Annotated in this window: 19 protein-coding genes; all 19 read right to left on the bottom strand. The window is 39.0% G+C overall.

Translation table 11 applies throughout. The features are described 5' to 3' along the window. The coding region (locus L4C39_RS00270; RefSeq protein WP_429743743.1) for a hypothetical protein at positions 1-271 on the bottom strand (271 nt) is incomplete at its 3' end. Between the two features lie 135 nt (positions 272-406). Further along, complete coding sequence (locus L4C39_RS00265; protein WP_429743741.1) at positions 407-1,516, bottom strand: toll/interleukin-1 receptor domain-containing protein; 1,110 nt, start codon at positions 1,514-1,516, stop codon at positions 407-409. A gap of 150 nt (positions 1,517-1,666) precedes the next feature. Then, positions 1,667-2,053 carry a nuclear transport factor 2 family protein gene (locus tag L4C39_RS00260; RefSeq protein WP_261889211.1) on the bottom strand — a complete coding sequence of 129 codons (387 nt, stop codon included), beginning with the start codon at positions 2,051-2,053 and terminating at the stop codon, positions 1,667-1,669. Positions 2,054-2,189: 136 nt separating this feature from the next. Continuing rightward, a complete protein-coding gene (locus L4C39_RS00255; protein ID WP_429743740.1) occupies positions 2,190-3,362 on the bottom strand; it encodes a hypothetical protein in 1,173 nt (390 codons plus the stop codon). A gap of 712 nt (positions 3,363-4,074) precedes the next feature. After that, positions 4,075-4,482: a DUF1801 domain-containing protein gene (locus L4C39_RS00250; protein ID WP_429743739.1), complete on the bottom strand. Its 408-nt coding sequence runs from the start codon at positions 4,480-4,482 to the stop codon at positions 4,075-4,077. Between the two features lie 189 nt (positions 4,483-4,671). Next, positions 4,672-4,911 (bottom strand): hypothetical protein, encoded by a 240-nt coding sequence (locus L4C39_RS00245; protein ID WP_429743737.1) that lies wholly within the window; start codon positions 4,909-4,911, stop codon positions 4,672-4,674. A 165-nt stretch (positions 4,912-5,076) separates the two neighbouring features. Then, on the bottom strand, positions 5,077-5,919 hold the full coding sequence (locus tag L4C39_RS00240; protein ID WP_429743734.1) for a hypothetical protein: 843 nt from the start codon (positions 5,917-5,919) through the stop codon (positions 5,077-5,079). Between the two features lie 139 nt (positions 5,920-6,058). Beyond that, entirely contained in the window at positions 6,059-6,526 is a 468-nt protein-coding gene (locus L4C39_RS00235; protein WP_141707858.1) for an RDD family protein, read from the bottom strand. A 165-nt stretch (positions 6,527-6,691) separates the two neighbouring features. Continuing rightward, positions 6,692-7,099: a bleomycin resistance protein gene (locus tag L4C39_RS00230; protein WP_429743732.1), complete on the bottom strand. Its 408-nt coding sequence runs from the start codon at positions 7,097-7,099 to the stop codon at positions 6,692-6,694. 111 nt (positions 7,100-7,210) lie between these two features. Next, positions 7,211-7,846, bottom strand: coding sequence for a CatB-related O-acetyltransferase (locus L4C39_RS00225; RefSeq protein WP_429743730.1), 636 nt, complete (start codon positions 7,844-7,846; stop codon positions 7,211-7,213). Positions 7,847-8,675: 829 nt separating this feature from the next. Next, entirely contained in the window at positions 8,676-9,668 is a 993-nt protein-coding gene (locus L4C39_RS00220) for a DUF4238 domain-containing protein (RefSeq protein ID WP_429743728.1), read from the bottom strand. Positions 9,669-9,828: 160 nt separating this feature from the next. Next, a complete protein-coding gene (locus tag L4C39_RS00215; RefSeq protein WP_017052330.1) occupies positions 9,829-10,116 on the bottom strand; it encodes a hypothetical protein in 288 nt (95 codons plus the stop codon). A gap of 165 nt (positions 10,117-10,281) precedes the next feature. Beyond that, a complete protein-coding gene (locus L4C39_RS00210; protein ID WP_017052159.1) occupies positions 10,282-10,632 on the bottom strand; it encodes a hypothetical protein in 351 nt (116 codons plus the stop codon). A 177-nt stretch (positions 10,633-10,809) separates the two neighbouring features. After that, the gene (locus L4C39_RS00205) at positions 10,810-11,229 is read right to left on the bottom strand and encodes a lysozyme inhibitor LprI family protein (protein ID WP_429743745.1); all 420 of its coding nucleotides are present in this window, start codon (positions 11,227-11,229) and stop codon (positions 10,810-10,812) included. Positions 11,230-11,370: 141 nt separating this feature from the next. Continuing rightward, a complete protein-coding gene (locus L4C39_RS00200; protein WP_041472788.1) occupies positions 11,371-11,958 on the bottom strand; it encodes a PDDEXK family nuclease in 588 nt (195 codons plus the stop codon). Between the two features lie 975 nt (positions 11,959-12,933). Next, positions 12,934-13,356: a hypothetical protein gene (locus tag L4C39_RS00195; RefSeq protein WP_429743726.1), complete on the bottom strand. Its 423-nt coding sequence runs from the start codon at positions 13,354-13,356 to the stop codon at positions 12,934-12,936. 226 nt (positions 13,357-13,582) lie between these two features. Continuing rightward, positions 13,583-13,990, bottom strand: coding sequence for a bleomycin resistance protein (locus tag L4C39_RS00190; RefSeq protein ID WP_429743724.1), 408 nt, complete (start codon positions 13,988-13,990; stop codon positions 13,583-13,585). Between the two features lie 135 nt (positions 13,991-14,125). Then, complete coding sequence (locus L4C39_RS00185) at positions 14,126-14,836, bottom strand: HAD family hydrolase (RefSeq protein ID WP_429743722.1); 711 nt, start codon at positions 14,834-14,836, stop codon at positions 14,126-14,128. A gap of 182 nt (positions 14,837-15,018) precedes the next feature. After that, positions 15,019-15,345: a hypothetical protein gene (locus tag L4C39_RS00180; protein ID WP_261914891.1), complete on the bottom strand. Its 327-nt coding sequence runs from the start codon at positions 15,343-15,345 to the stop codon at positions 15,019-15,021. Positions 15,346-15,619 lie beyond the last annotated feature (274 nt).

Genomic DNA, 15,619 nt, shown 5'->3' with positions numbered 1-15,619 from the left:
TAATATAGCGATAAAAACAACCACTAGAACCTGTCGCTAAATGCTTTGCGTACTGAAGATATCTACCTTTAATAGATTGTTTAGTTTTGCCAATATATAGAATATCTGACTCACCTCTTAACCTAGGAACAGGACGAACTGAACGGAAAAAATAAATAACACTTTTAGCATTACTAGCTTCCGATGACCCAAACAAATCCTTGAATTGACTTTCTAAATCACTTGTTTCTGTGATTATGTTTGGTAGCATTTTAATGTTATCAATATTCAATTTATCACCTGATGCCTAACGCCGCATTAAGGTGTGAGCAACGCGACCGCGAAACTCAACCTGACCACCGTAAACACAAAACCCAACGATGACATGAAAAATGCCATGCGTTGGGAATCACTCTTAAATGCTTTGTTAAATTTTTTTTAGGTCGAGGACTAAACGCTCAATCACCTTTGAGAAATCAGCATTGGATTTGACGTCATGAAAACTAGGAATAAAATATTCCCTCAATTCAACGGCTAAATCTTTGCCAAAATCAGAATCAAAACATTCCCAGTCTCTGAGAGTATCAAAAGACACTAAACTAATAGGAAATAGTTTTCTTTCACCTGTTTTCTGTTCCAGTTTGAAAGCTTTACGCAGTTCAGTTTTGACCCACTCTGACTTCATACTACTTTCGGATAAAACAATAACAAGTTTCTCATGTCCCTCTATTCCTTCAAATAGTTGTTCATGCACTTTTTTGCCCGCTCTTAAATTCTCTGGAGCAAACCAGCAACTAACGCCAGCACACCAAAGTGCGTCATATATTGATTTTACTTTATCCTCATCCGCTGTCGCATAGCTAATGAAACATGAGTAATAATCTTCTTTAGTCATTTCTAATCCGTAAAATCGTTCGATCAGGCTTTCACTTACACCTGCTTTTGTTAAAAATTTAATCGGCATATTATCGCCAAAATCCGAGATAGTCTTTATAGAAAAAATTGATGTGGACATATGATTCATCGACTCTAGGTTTATAGCAGTCGTCAAATCTGTATCTGCGAAATCAGTACTTCCCAAAGTAGCATTATTTAAATCAACATTGATCAACTTAGCTTGAGTAAAGATGGAGTTTCGAATATCTGCCTCGATGAAGCCACACCTCTCAAATGTTGCCACTTGGAAATTAACATTCATAAGGCTTGATTTATAAAACTTACTACCATTCACCTTTGCATAAGCAAAATTTGAATAACAAGCCTCAGCATAAGAGAAATCAGAAAATAAGATATCTGCGCCTATAAAATAGGCTCCAGCCAATTTGCTGTAGCAAAAATCCGCATTTGATATCATACAACCACTAAATACTGTCCTCTCAAGAATAGCACCTCGAAAAGAGCAGCCATTGAAAGTCATCTGAGTAAGCAACCTATTCTTTAGATCAAGCTGAACACCTTGCTTCCCTTGGCTTTGTAGCCAAATTCGGTGTTCACCAAACTTTAATTTCAGTTCTTCTTCTGTGATTTTTATCGCCATACTTCACCAAAAAATTTAACGCCCAATTAAGGTGCGACAACGCTATAAAACCTAGACTAAACCATTGCGCCGTAAACACAAAATTCAAATCGAAGTAAAATCGTCAAGCGTTAGGAGTCACTCTTAAATTGTTTGTTAGAAGCATTTCGACTATGCCTGAGATGGCACTATTTTTACCCACTTTGCACGCCATTCTGGAGCATCAAACTCATCAGGCCAAAACTCAACTTGCTTACAAATAAGACCATTTTCAACGGTATGAAATGTAATTGCCCTAGCCTTTTGTACACTGTCTGTTATCGACACATCCGTTACAACCTGAGAGCCCTCACAAACAATTGAGTTAATTTCAAATAGCCATTTACCATTTGCAGGATAATAGGAATTCACATCACCAAAATCACTGCGACCAGTAATAAGTTCTGATGATTGAGGCCAAAAACCCTCGAAATCTTCACTTAGCCATTCGCTTGCTTTGTAAAAATCATTACTCTGCATTGCTTCCCAAAATGAAAGCACGATATCCTTTGGATTCATTGAATTTCCCTCCGGCTTCTAACGCCCAATTAAGTTGCAGACCAACGCAAACCTGAACCTAAAGCAACACACCGATTACACCTAAACCAATTGGAGCTGAAAATGCCACGCGTTGGCTGTCAGCTTAAATTGTTTGTTATACCCGTCCAAACAGTATTTTTGACAGTGAATTTTGTAGGATACCCCAACTACCATCAGGATGATTTATAGGTAAAGGTAGAAGATCGTCAGATGAATAGTTTAACCAAAGCTTAATCTGATGCTCCTCTCTTTCCGCTCCCACAGAAATAGCCACATATACATCGAAAACCACACTACTAGGTGTATCACAGCGTCCCCCTAAACACTTAAATTCAAGCAACTCAAAATTATCGAATGTTTCTTTGACTTCTTTCGCTGATTTACCTCGGTGCTTCCCCACTAGATGGTACATATGGGGAACTATCTTACCCCATTGCTTTTGCTGCCAGCTTTCAAAAAAAGTATTGGCGACTTCTGATGCGCCTGTTCTTTCAATAAATAAAAGATCATTCTCACGCTTATCAAACTTCTGTAAGTAATTCGTCAACTCTTCATTTTCTTTCGAAACATGTTGCTCTGCATCGAGCTTACGCCTTTTGTAAGACTCATCTTTTTTATCACGGTACCAAGTACGTAATACAAACAATATATTCCAACATTTAGCTGACACACTTGCATTGGCATAATTCACATCTCTGCCATGTAAGATTCCATTCCTGAAAGGAACGAATATTTCATCGAAATTTGTTTTTGTTCGACTTTTGGTCAGAAAGTTTTTTTGTAAATAAGTAAAAGCATCATCATATTGACATATAGAATCCCACACGCCTATGTTCGATTCTTGGGCGAATAGCCCAAGATTACTAATATCATTGGAGATACCATCAATAGCGATTAACAAGAGAGGGACAACTGCACCATAGTTTTTCTGCAACTGTAGTTCTTTTGCATTGCTCAGAATATCTAAACGTTTTTCAAATTCTTTAGCCGTTGATAAATGTTGCATAAAAAGGGAAAGCCCCTCATCAACCCCTTCAATCAATACATCCTCAGCTTGAGAAAACTTTTCGCTCAGAGCTAACATCACAGCCTCTTCGCAACACGCTAGCGGTAAGTAATTATTTAGCACCCAAGCCTGATCTTTAAATAATGAATTAAAACTTTTGATCACAGACAGTACAGACGCATCTCGTTCAAGCTCTGTAGGTAATATCCCTAGACTTTTGAATGTATCGTACATAGTAGCCAACCTATCTACGCTAGGGTTATTTGATTCATTAAAGTCCATTTTTCCTCCGGAGGGTATAACGCCCAATTAAGGTGCGACAACGCCATAACACCCAAGCTAAACCATTGCGCCGTAACCACAAAATTCAAACCGGAGTGAAACCGCCACGCGTTGGGAGTCACTCTTAAATTGTTTGTTATATTGCCCGCACGATGAAGCCAAGTTTAGCGCCAAGGTGCTGAATTGGTTGTAAATCTACTGGCTTTAAACTCAGAAGTAAAACGGATAGTTCGAAACTCAATCATAGACAACAAAACGCATTTGGCTAAGAAACGAAATAAGATGAAATTGGAATCATTCGATTAGCCCAAATGACAAAGAAGTCGAGCGAGAAACCTGACAGTAAAGTGCGCTGAAGTCACAACTTTCAATGAAGTCCCCACAAAAAAGAAGCCGCGCCAAATAAACTTGAGCCAGCAAACTTACTAACGAGGAGACTTGCGTGACGTTGCTGCTAATTAACCGATACACTTTCTACGTGCGGTGGTCATTTTGATGGCAACTTTCACGAAACGAACAGGTGTATAGCTCGAACGCAGAACAAAGATAAACGGATAATTTAACCCTTTGAATCCTATGCAATATAACGCCCAATTAAGTAGCTGGCAACGCTACCAATAAACTCAAACTTACCACCGAAATCACTGAAGCTAAACCGGACTGAAAATGCCAAGCGTTGGCAGTCTGCTTAAATTGCTTGTTATGTGAATGCCTATCGCGCGCCTAAAAACGGTAAATGCTTTCGCTGCTGATAGGTTAAAGCAAGCTCCAAACAATGCTTAACCTCAGCCTCTGGTAATGGGTTTGACAAAGTTAAGACAATTGCTCTATTACCCTGAAATTCCAACGTACCATCGTGTAATTCTCTAGAAGTATCGATTAGCTTAGTTTGGCAGTTAAAGAAGATGTAGTAGTTACTTGGTGATTTCAATTTCCAATCAATTCGGATTGGACTCCCCGTCTTGACGGCATAGCTCGGCTCACCCCATTTTAGAGACTCTTCGACTTCACCTAGCTCCAGCTCAGAAACGATTTGAAACATTAGATTTCGCAGTTCCTCTAGCCGAATACGAACATTTTCTGGATATTCGTCGAACCGTTCTTTGACTACCTTATCCATTGGAAACCTCTATTCACATAACGCCCAATTAAGGTGCGATAACGCTATAAAACCCAGACTAAACCATTGCGCCGTAAACATAAATTTCAAATCGGAGTAAAATCGGCAAGCGTTAGGAGTCACTCTTAAATTGTTTGTTAGTTGCGTTACTTGCCACAAGCACTGTCCTTACAAGCACCAAGTAATGTATTAATCTAAATGATCTGGTGTATGAAGATTCGTACCACACTCTTTACACTTATAATCACCTGTCGGTTCACCTTCCATCAGAGCACTAGCTATTGCAGCGAATAGACCAAAGAAGAAACCTTTGATTTCTGTTTCCTTACTTTCGTCTGGCTTAGAGAAACTTTGATACCTATGAAGGGTCACCTTTTTGCAGTTACAACAGAAAGCTTTTGTTTCTTCAGAACCGTAAGTTTGAACCATTTCTACTACCTCGAAAATGCTAATTCACAACAGAGCAACTAACGCCGCGTTAAGTGGTGAGCAACGCTGCCACCCTACCTAAACCATTGTGCCGTAAACGCTAAAGCTGAATCAAACCGAAAATGCCAAGCGTTGGGAATCCGTCTTAAACGCTTTGTTATGTGTTTATTTTCGGTTCTTCATATTTTCCTTTGGACCGAGTGGAAACTTCGACTTTTTCCCTTTTTTAACCTTGGCAGCATCAGGGAAGAGTCCTACCATTCTTTCTGTAGATATACTTAACCACTGAGTAGCTTTGATTAAAAAAAGCACTATGTAAGACAAGTCCGTTGGGTTATAAACGCCAGAGCCTCGTCCGTTAGCTTCACTGCGATAATAAGAAATCGGCAGTATATGCGTGTAGTTTGAAACTAAGTCATAATATGCATTAAATTCACCGACATCTGCATCGAGCTTTTCAAGTAGTTCATCTCTAGACGGGATCATGAGAGCCTTTCCAGTTAATAGCTGTTTTTGTAGCTTTGGCGGCAATCCTTTAAAGAACTCCGAGCCTTGCAGGCGTTCTTTGAGTTCTGTTTGCTGATCACGGCAACCAGCTTCATCTTCAGCACTTCTAATGTTCTGATGCAGCCGAATTCGACGAGTACAATCATTAAGGTGCATAACATTTAATTTTACATACCACTCATCTTCACTAATTGGTGTTTCAGACAAATAGAAGAACAGAAGATAACCTTCCATTAAGGCGCGAACATGTGGGGCAATTAGGCTAAATTCCCAGCACTCATAATCACGCTTCGCCCAACGGGTTTTCGGTAATGCTGAAATTAGCCCCTGTGAGTGTAAACACATTCTCGTAAAGATCTGAGATGAGTATCCTTTGTAGTGAACTGCGTAGCGGTTTCCCGTGAAGTTACTGACAGCACAAGCCTCACATACCGCTTTATCAAACCCACTTAGAGCAACATAGAAATCTTCTATACTGTAGCCAACTGACTCATTTTCCACGTAATTCCCTCACAAACACATAACGCACAATTAAGGTGCGACAACGCTATAACACCCAAGCTAAACCATTGCACCGTAAACACAAATTTCAAACCGGAGTGAAATCGGCAAGCGTTAGGAGTCACTCTTAAATTGTTTGTTAGCTTACGATCACCTTTGTATTCGCTATACGATCGTGTAGAGCTCGTCTTTGCTTACCAAAGATCATTAGAAGATTAATAATACCAATCAGACCACCTATCCAAGGGATATAACTGATAAAAAGAAGAAATGCATATCGTTTAAACACTAAATCTTGAACCGTTGCTTGAGAGCTGTCTGTATATACAACCTTAATGTTTAGTATTTTCTTGCCTACGGTTTGACCTGATTCAGAAAGAAACTTCCAATTAACAACACAATATAGCCCAAATCCAAGAGCAGCCATTAATACTTGGTATGTCATTGGAACTTCAACTGGTGGGTTCTGACTTATACCATCAAATCCGCCTGTGAAATAAGCTAAAGGTAGCATCACAACACTTAGAATGAGCGAATCGATAATTGCAGCGCCAATTCGTGACCATCTTGACGCTAATTCATACTGATTTTCTTGAACATCTTCCATAATGACTTCCTTGATTAAATCGACTAGTAAGCTAACGCCCAATTAAGGTGCGACAACGCCATAACACCCAAGCTAAACCATTACACCGTAAACACAAAATTCAAATCAGAGTGAAATCGGCAAGCGTTAGGAGTCACTCTTAAATTGTTTGTTATGTGAATTCATTCAGCGTATATCTTGGCAAAACCGAAACAAATAACCATCCGGAGTTTGCACAATAAATTGTTTTTGAGTTGTTGTTACATCACCACATTGATAAGACTTAGATTCCAGAACCAAATAGATAGTATCTGGCGATTTTTCACAAATGCCACGGTACAACGATTCAATATCCTTTACGTCCCATTGAAAATTCACTCCTCGACCTAATGGCGATGTCAAAGATCCTGAAACCCATTTACGACTATTACTGTCGATACCTTCAAGCATGACATCCACGCCATCTAGGGTTAAATACGCAAACTCGTCTTCAGGTCGTTCGTATTTAACAGAAAATCCTAACACATTGATAAAATAAGACTTACTAACATTAATATCGAAACAATATAATTCTGGGACTACTCGTAATTTCATAATTTCCCTATTCACATAACGCCGCGTTAAGGTGTGATGCACGCTTGGCTATACTTGAGCGAAGCGAAACTGCCAAGCGTGAGGAATCACTCTTAAACGCTTTGTTATGTGCTATTTTTGACCATCRTACGCCARNGCTGCACTCTTCAGTTGCTGAATGTCCGAGGCACACAGATACCGCTTTAATACTTCGAACTTCTCCAAAGGCCAGTCATAAATTCGCATTTTCAGAAGCTCAGCAATAATCGATTCATCAAAGCGATATTTAACTAATTTCGCGGGCGTTCCTCCAACAACACTATAGGGAGCRACATCTTTGGTTACTACGCTATTTGCTGCAACTATCGCACCTTCTCCAATAGTTACGCCAGGCATAACCATTGACCTCATCCCGAGCCACGCACCATCATGGATAAAGGTATCACCTTTACCGATATAAGCTTCATCAATGTAATCCATAAATGGGTACAAGCAGAACCAATCCGCTCTATGGGTATGATTACCACCCATTAAGATAACCACTTCTGCACCAATACAAACATAATCACCAATATGGAGCTTATCTATTTTCCACCTTGGTTCCCAATTACGGCTAACTTCATCACCGTGAAGATATCGAACAACAGATTCTTCAAACCCGCTATCCCAGCAATCACTGTAATAACTGTGAGTACCTTTGATAGAAATATTAGGGTTAGTTACCACCTCATGGAGTAACTGAAATTTTGACCAATGCTTTTTTTGCATACGAAACCTCAAGCAAATGTTAAATAATAAGAATTATTGAAATAACACTATGCCGTCAGTGAATGCGAGGCTGCTTTAAAAGAGGAATAAGTTTCATAAAAAACACCGTAAAGTGGAAGAAATTGATGATAGCACATAACGCCGCATTAAGGGGTGAACAACGCCTCCACCTGACCTAAAGTATTGTACCGTAAACACTAAATTTGAAGTAGATACAAAAATGCCAAGCGTTGAGAATCCCTCTTAAATGCTTTGTTATATTGCCCGCACGATGAAGCCAAGTTTAGCGCCAAGGTGCTGAATTGACTAAAAATCTACTGGCTTTGAACTCAGATGTAAAACGGATAGTTCAAAACTCAACTATAGACAATAAAACGCACTTGGCTAAGAAGCGAAATGAGCTGAAATTGGAGCCATACGATCAGCCAGAATGACAAAGAATTCGAGCGAGAAACCTGACGGCAAAGTGCGCTGAAGCTACAGCTTTCAATAAAGATCCCACGAAAAAGAAGCCGCGCAAAATGAACTTGAGCCAACAAAACTTACTAACGAGGAGACTTGCGTGACGTTGCAGCTAATTAACCGACACACTTTCTACGAGCGATGGTCATTTTGATGGCATTTTTCACGAGACGAACAGGTGTGTAGCTCGGACGGAGAACAAAGACAAACGGATAATTTAACCCTTTGAATTCTAGGCAATATAACGCCCAATTAAGGTGTGAGCCACGCTACCACGACACTCAAATTGGACACCGTAAACACTAAACTAAACCCAAACCAAAAATGCCAAGCGTGGGGAATCACTCTTAAATTGTTTGTTATAAGTTTATCTAATAGAACTTCTACGACCTGTTTGGAAAGAATCGCAAGTTGTCAGCATCCTTTCAACCAATTCGAAACTATCATTACATGAATATACAAATCTATTTCCATTCATTACTTGTAAGCTATTTAAATGAATAACATTTTCGTTGCCAAGTAAAAGTGGAGAACCAGTTTCAAAGCTTACAACTAATTCTTCCATATGATTTATGGCCTCAATAATTGAAGAATCAACGTCATATGATAATGCAAAATTGGCCTTTGCAATAAGAAGCTCTTTTTTAAATGATTGTAATAATGTTGGACAATACATCCCTAAAGTAAAGTTTTTTGATATAGGGAAATAAACTTCAATACCTTCTACTGCCAAACCTACATTATTCATGAATTCAGTATTTGGATGAAAATTTTTCATTGAGACAGGATGATCTGATATATAAAACTTAACATCAGAAGATGCTTTTTGTATTGTCCAGTCTTTATTATAAAAATAAGGTATAAGTGATTCCGCATTCTTAATCGCTTCTAACGAACACTCTTTAACCTCTTCATCGCTTAACTCACAGATTCCAGAATGATCAAGTATTTCATCTGTAAGCCCCCTACTTTTTAAAGCTTCTCTAAGCTTAGTAGCTCCATCTTTAAAGTGCTCTCGGTAGTCTTTTGTTCGTACAAATTGTATTGCCATAAAATAAGAAAGCGTTTTTTTATCTTCTAGAGATAAGTTTTCTAATGATGCATTTTTAACAATTTTATTAATAATAACTGCTGATAGATCTTCAATTTCGCCTAAATGTGGTTCCAATGAATGCATCTCATCATCGAGTTTGAAATTATAAAAACCATTTTCCGAAGCTACATTTCTAACATTCGTTGAAAATTTCTTACAAATACTCTTATCAAATACACAAACTTGTTCTCTTTTACCAAATGAGAAATTCCTCAAGATGAATTGAGGAACGTAATGCTGATTTTTTGCAATTCCATCAATAGCCATTATGACCTCCTAAAACTTATAACGCCGCATTAAGGGGTGAACAACGCCTCCACCCAACCTAAAGCATTGTACCGTAAACACTAAATTTGAAGTAGATGCAAAAATGCCGAGCGTTGAGAATCCCTCTTAAATGCTTTGTTATATGGTCCTTGCAACGTAACTAATTTTTGACGTTCATTTCTTTTGCGCGGTCATAGCAAGCACCGCAAAGTAGTGTTACGCCAGCAAAGGCTTCAGATTCATCATTCCACTCACCACCATCGCTATTTACTTTGTCTTCGCAAGCACTGCACCATGAATCTGGTCGTTCATTCCCAGGCTCAGGTTCTGCCGACCAGAATCCCCTCGGCTTTCCGTCGCGAAGGCTTTCTACGACATGCTGACATACATACGTAGCCTGCTGCTTTCCGTGAGTACAACACTCAACATATTGTTCTTCTTCATTCATACCTTTGAAACCTTATAACGCCCAATTAAGGTGCGAYAACGCTATGAAACCCAGACTAAACCATTGCGCCGTAAACACAAAATTCAAATCGGAGTAAAATCGGTAAGCGTTAGGAGTCACTCTTAAATTGTTTGTTAGACCCGTGTTGCAGGTATACAATCAATTTCACACCAAATAGGTTAAAATAAAGCTTCCAATAAATGATGGTATTCCTGCAATAAACATAACCAAGCCAAACTTATAATTTGCTCGATAGTTCAACCACTTTTCAGACTGTAAATCATGCCCTTTCACCATTGATTTCATTTTACTTGTTACATAATCGACATCATAGTTTCGGCTCACTTTTCCGCCTTCCCAAGTTAGGCTTGCAACAATCCAAATCAGCACACCCGAATAAAATAATAAATCACTGATTCTTGAGTTTGAAAAATAGTCCACAAAACTCAACAAAAGCATTATGCCGCTAATGGATATGAAATTAACAACAAACACAACTTTCAGTAAGCTGACCATATATTACTCATTAATTCATGGAGTTAGAGAAAGGGTATAACGCCGCGTTAAGTGGTGAGCAACGCAGACCACTGCACTTAAAGTATTGTGCCGTAAACACTTAATCCGAAGCAAACCCAAAATGCAAAGCGTTGGGAATCCGTCTTAAACGCTTTGTTATGTGCGTGGTAGATTAACCTACTGTTTTGGTTCAGGTAACACTGGAGGAGTACTGTCCATGTAGGTTAAAAAGGTCTCCCAAACTTCATGAGTTCTTTGCTTGGTTAGCTTGGTTTTACATGAAATTGCCATAACACCTCGAATTGTGCCATCACGCCATTGCGTATATACAGAATCACAATGAGATGACATATATGCCTGCCAGTCAAYTTGAGCGACTTTGATTGCTTTAACTAATTCTGGGTCATATGAATTATGTTCAAAGCTAGCGTCCAARTATTTGGAAAGATCTTCTTTTGCTGATTCGAGTTCTACTGATGCACACTGGTTGATTTGGAGTGTATTTAAAGCATTATCGCAATCTATCGGGGCATTTTCACCTGCAATAGAAGTGATAGAAACCATGCAAGATAAAGCTAAAATTAGTCGACTTTTCATCATTTTCCTCTAAAGCACATAACGCCCTGTTAAGGTGTGAGCACGCAATACCGAAGCTCCCGCAAACCACCTTAAACACTAAATGCAACGCATAGTAAAAATGCCACGCGTTGCGAATCACTCTTAAACAGTTTGTTAGGCTTAATTTTCGAACGAATATTCGCGAGCTCTTTGATATGCAGCCTGAACCTGACCGAACATCATTGGCTCTTTTAAATGATCGGTTTCTGTTCCCCAACCACCAATAAAGTATGCCGATCTCATAGTATCTGTATGATCTACAGCATATAGCCAGTAGATACCTTCATCTCTACGGTCCTGATAAAACATATAGCGGTTTTCCCTAGCGGATAGAATATGCTCAATGTCGTCTGATAAATCCCAATGGTTTAGTGGTATCACATTTCCATTTTGTTCTGAAGGACCACCAGTAGCTAACCAAACGTTAATAGCTTGATCAGCCAGGTCCTGAGAAAGCAAGCGAGCTTTGACACATTCCTCAGTGACTATAGCGTCTGAATTTGGCTTCACTTCAAAAAATGCATTGAATTCAGGAAGAAAAAAATCTGGTAGATATTTTTGACCATTTGATAAATCTATATATTCTTTCTCGTATTCAAATTGCACTCCAATACCATCAAAAAACACAGCCCAGCGAGCCTCTGTTCGTGAGCGGTATTCAATACCTTTATATGTTGTTTTAATTGCCTCAACTCTTTCTACTGCCATAGAGTCGTATCTCCTAACTTAAATAATTTAGCCTAACGCCCAATTAAGGGGTGAGCAACGCTACCACCCAACCTAAAGCATTGTACCGTAACCACTATAAATGAAGTAGAAGCAAAAATGCCAAGCGTTGGGAATCCCTCTTAAATTGCTTGTTAACTGTATTGTTTGAGGTGTCCTAAGAGCCTTTGCCTTCTGCGCTGAAAGCCTAAGATTGCCTCTAATGAATTAACTTTGTCCTTAGGCGCTTTGGGCTGAAACGGAATTTCATTAGCTATACCAAGTAGACCGGTGCCAACCAACTTTTTATCTGACGCATCATTTATATTGTCCATTAATTTTTGAAGATCTGTGATTGCGTCTNCAACCTTTTTTCCAATGTCTTCCGCCAGCATGCCACCACTGGCACCTCTCTTAATTGCCTCAAGTTGATTGATAGACTTTTGGATTGAACCAATAATACCCACGCGAGCTTCTAATCGGATAACGTCTTGTTGCTTTGCCCCAGACTCAAACGTTGTGTGAGAAATTATATAGTCAGTTACTCGTTTGGCGTCAGCGTACATAAATTGGATTCCTTCTCGAAAGTCCTTGTAACCCGAGATAAATTGGAAAAGTACGCTGATCGTACCAAGTACAGTGATTCTTGCGATTAAAGAGCCTTCTTCAAACTCAATTTCTATTGGTAAATCTGGAGATAAGAAAAAGCCAATCCTTTGACGAGCAAATGCCTCAAGCTCCACCTTAAATTGTGCTAATTCCTCTTTTGATTTAAGTTTCTGAGGCTCGATGTGTATGTAAGCCTGACTTAAGATGTTTTTATTTATGTAATCAGCCAATTATTTTCTCCAAATACAGTTAACGCCGCATTAAGGTGCGACAACGCTGTAACACCCAAGCTAAACCATTGCACCGTAAACACAAATTTCAAACCGGAGTAAACTCGCCACGCGTTGGGAGTCACTCTTAAATGCTTTGTTATGTGCTTGTTCTGTTAAGTACCATTGCACCACTAAAATCGACCGGTCGTTTACCTGAGGGAAGCATGTTTATTCGAATACTATCTTTTGATACAAACTCTACAATACAGTAAAATTTTTTAATTTTGCCATTATTATTTCTGGCAACTAGAACCAATTCGGATGGTGTTGCAGATGGATCATAATAGTATTTGATCGTCCCTCTATTCTTAACAACAGTATCCTTTGTTGAGATTCCATCGTTGATCACATCTGCACTACCGTCAGAATTAAAAATAAAAGAACCTTCGATTCCTTTCTCATCAACACCAGTCCAAACGCCAACGATTGGAGTGTTATGTGACAAAGTCTCTTCAGTAGATACACACCCTGATAAAAACATAAAGAACGTTATGAGTATGATACGCTGTAATACTTTCACTAAATATCCTTTTTCAAATTTGATAATGATTCTACAAGCAGTGTTTGTTTCAAATGTCGATTACTTAAATTTGCAGCTTTCACCGGATCACATAACACCACGTTAAGGTGTGAGCAACGCTACCACCAAACTTAAGTCATTGTGCCATAATCACTTAAGCCAAACTTTGAGCTGAAGCCGCCGAGCGTTGGGAATCACTCTTAAACGTTTTGTTATGTGAATTCTTTCAGCGTATATCTTGGCAAAACCGAAACAAATAACCATCCGGAGTTTGCACAATAAATTGTTTTTGAGTTGTTGTTACATCACCACATTGATAAGACTTAGATTCCAGAACCAAATAGATAGTATCTGGCGATTTTTCACAAATACCACGGTACAACGATTCAATATCCTTTACGTCCCATTGAAAATTTACACCTCGACCTAATGGCGATGTCAAAGATCCTGAAACCCATTTACGACTATTACTGTCGATCCCTTCAAGCATGATATCCACGCCATCTAGAGTTAAATACGCAAACTCTTCTTCAGGTCGTTCGTATTTAACAGAAAAACCTAACACATTGATAAAGTAAGATTTACTAACATTAATATCGAAACAATATAATTCTGGGACTACTCGTAATATCATAATTTCCCTATTCACATAACGCCCAATTAAGGTGCGACAACGCTATAACGCCTAAGCTAAACCATTACACCGTAAACACTAAATTCAAACCGAAGTGAAATTGCCAAGCGTTAGGAGTCACTCTTAAATTGTTTGTTATGCGTATTTTCCGATAATACTCAAGAGATCTTCTACAGTATGTGCGGTGTGATCAGGCTGAAATTCCCACAGCTCTGGCTCAGAGCGACTGTAACCCGCAGCAACGGCAATTACCTTAGTTTTACCACCAAGAGCCATTTCTAAATTGCGGGCAAACTTAGTATCTGCTTCGTGGTCGCCGATATACATGAGAAGTTCGCTATCTGTGTGACCAAATATTGACTCAACACATTTAATACCACCAAAGGCATGAGGCTTTTGATTACCATTTGACACATCATCATAGCCGACAATTGCCTTAAATGGAGCATCTATACCATTGCTTTTCAATACACTGCGAATATTGTTTTGTGAGTTCTGAGAGCAAATACCATGAGGTAGTAGAGAAAATTTATCGACCACAGTCTTGATACCATCAAACAATGCTACCTCTGTTTTATTTTTCTCTTGATGCTCAGCCCACAAACTTCCAGCTATAATCATTTCGTCATGAGTTAAGCCATAATAATCAACGTAAAGCTCTTGCCAATTTTTAGCGCCATGATTCGCTTCATGGTACAAATCCTCATCGTGTAAATACTTCGGTAAATGCTCACCCGTTAAGCGTGGCGCAACGATAGATAGAATAGATTTTGTGATATCAATATTTTTAGGAACGGAATTTACAAGAGTTCCATCATAGTCCCACAGTATTGCATCTAGTTTCATTATTACCTCTATATTCTGAATCACGTTTAAGCATACAATTTACGCTAATTTTTCGCATACGCATAACGCCGCGTTAAGTGGTGAGCAAAGCATACTACTGCACCTAAAGCATTGTGCCGTAAACACTTAAGCCAAAGAAAACTGAAAATGCCGAGCGTTGGGAATCCGTCTTAAACGCTTTGTTATGCTCGTCTTTCCAACAACGACGTAATGTCTTTTTTTAATTCATCCGAAAGGCGCTCGAACTGCTCTGGTGCAACCAAATTTTCTTCACACATTAGCATGAGCTGAATAAATGCCTTATTCCGAGAATGACCATCAAAGATAAGCTTCATCTGCTTTTCTGATGTTTTGGAATACTGGCACATGAAATGAAACCTTTCCCCTGCAAGCTCTGACTCGTCAGTAATAGTTTCAATGACTTCGTTCAGTTGTCTTGTACAATACAACTGAATAGCTTCATTTTTAATTTCGCAGAAAACTTTCCAATCAGATTCTTTGATATTCATGCCAACCACCATAAAGTTCCACTTTTCAGCTTAGAGCATAACGCCGCATTAAGGGGTGAACAACGCCTCCACCCGACCGAAAGTATTGTACCGTAAACACTAAATTTGAAGTAGAAACAAAAGTGCCAAGCGTTGAGAATCCCTCTTAAATGCTTTGTTAGGCATTGCACAATAGTGGATTGATAAGGTCAAAAGATGACTCTGACATAACCTTACCTGATATAGCGCTAAGTACAGCTATCTGAAACCTTTCTGCATACTCTTGTAACTCTCC

It is taken from the genome of Vibrio clamense, assembly GCF_050337905.1.
GTDB classification, from domain to species: Bacteria; Pseudomonadota; Gammaproteobacteria; order Enterobacterales; family Vibrionaceae; genus Vibrio; species Vibrio cortegadensis.
This window is presented reverse-complemented; position numbering and strand designations above follow the sequence as displayed.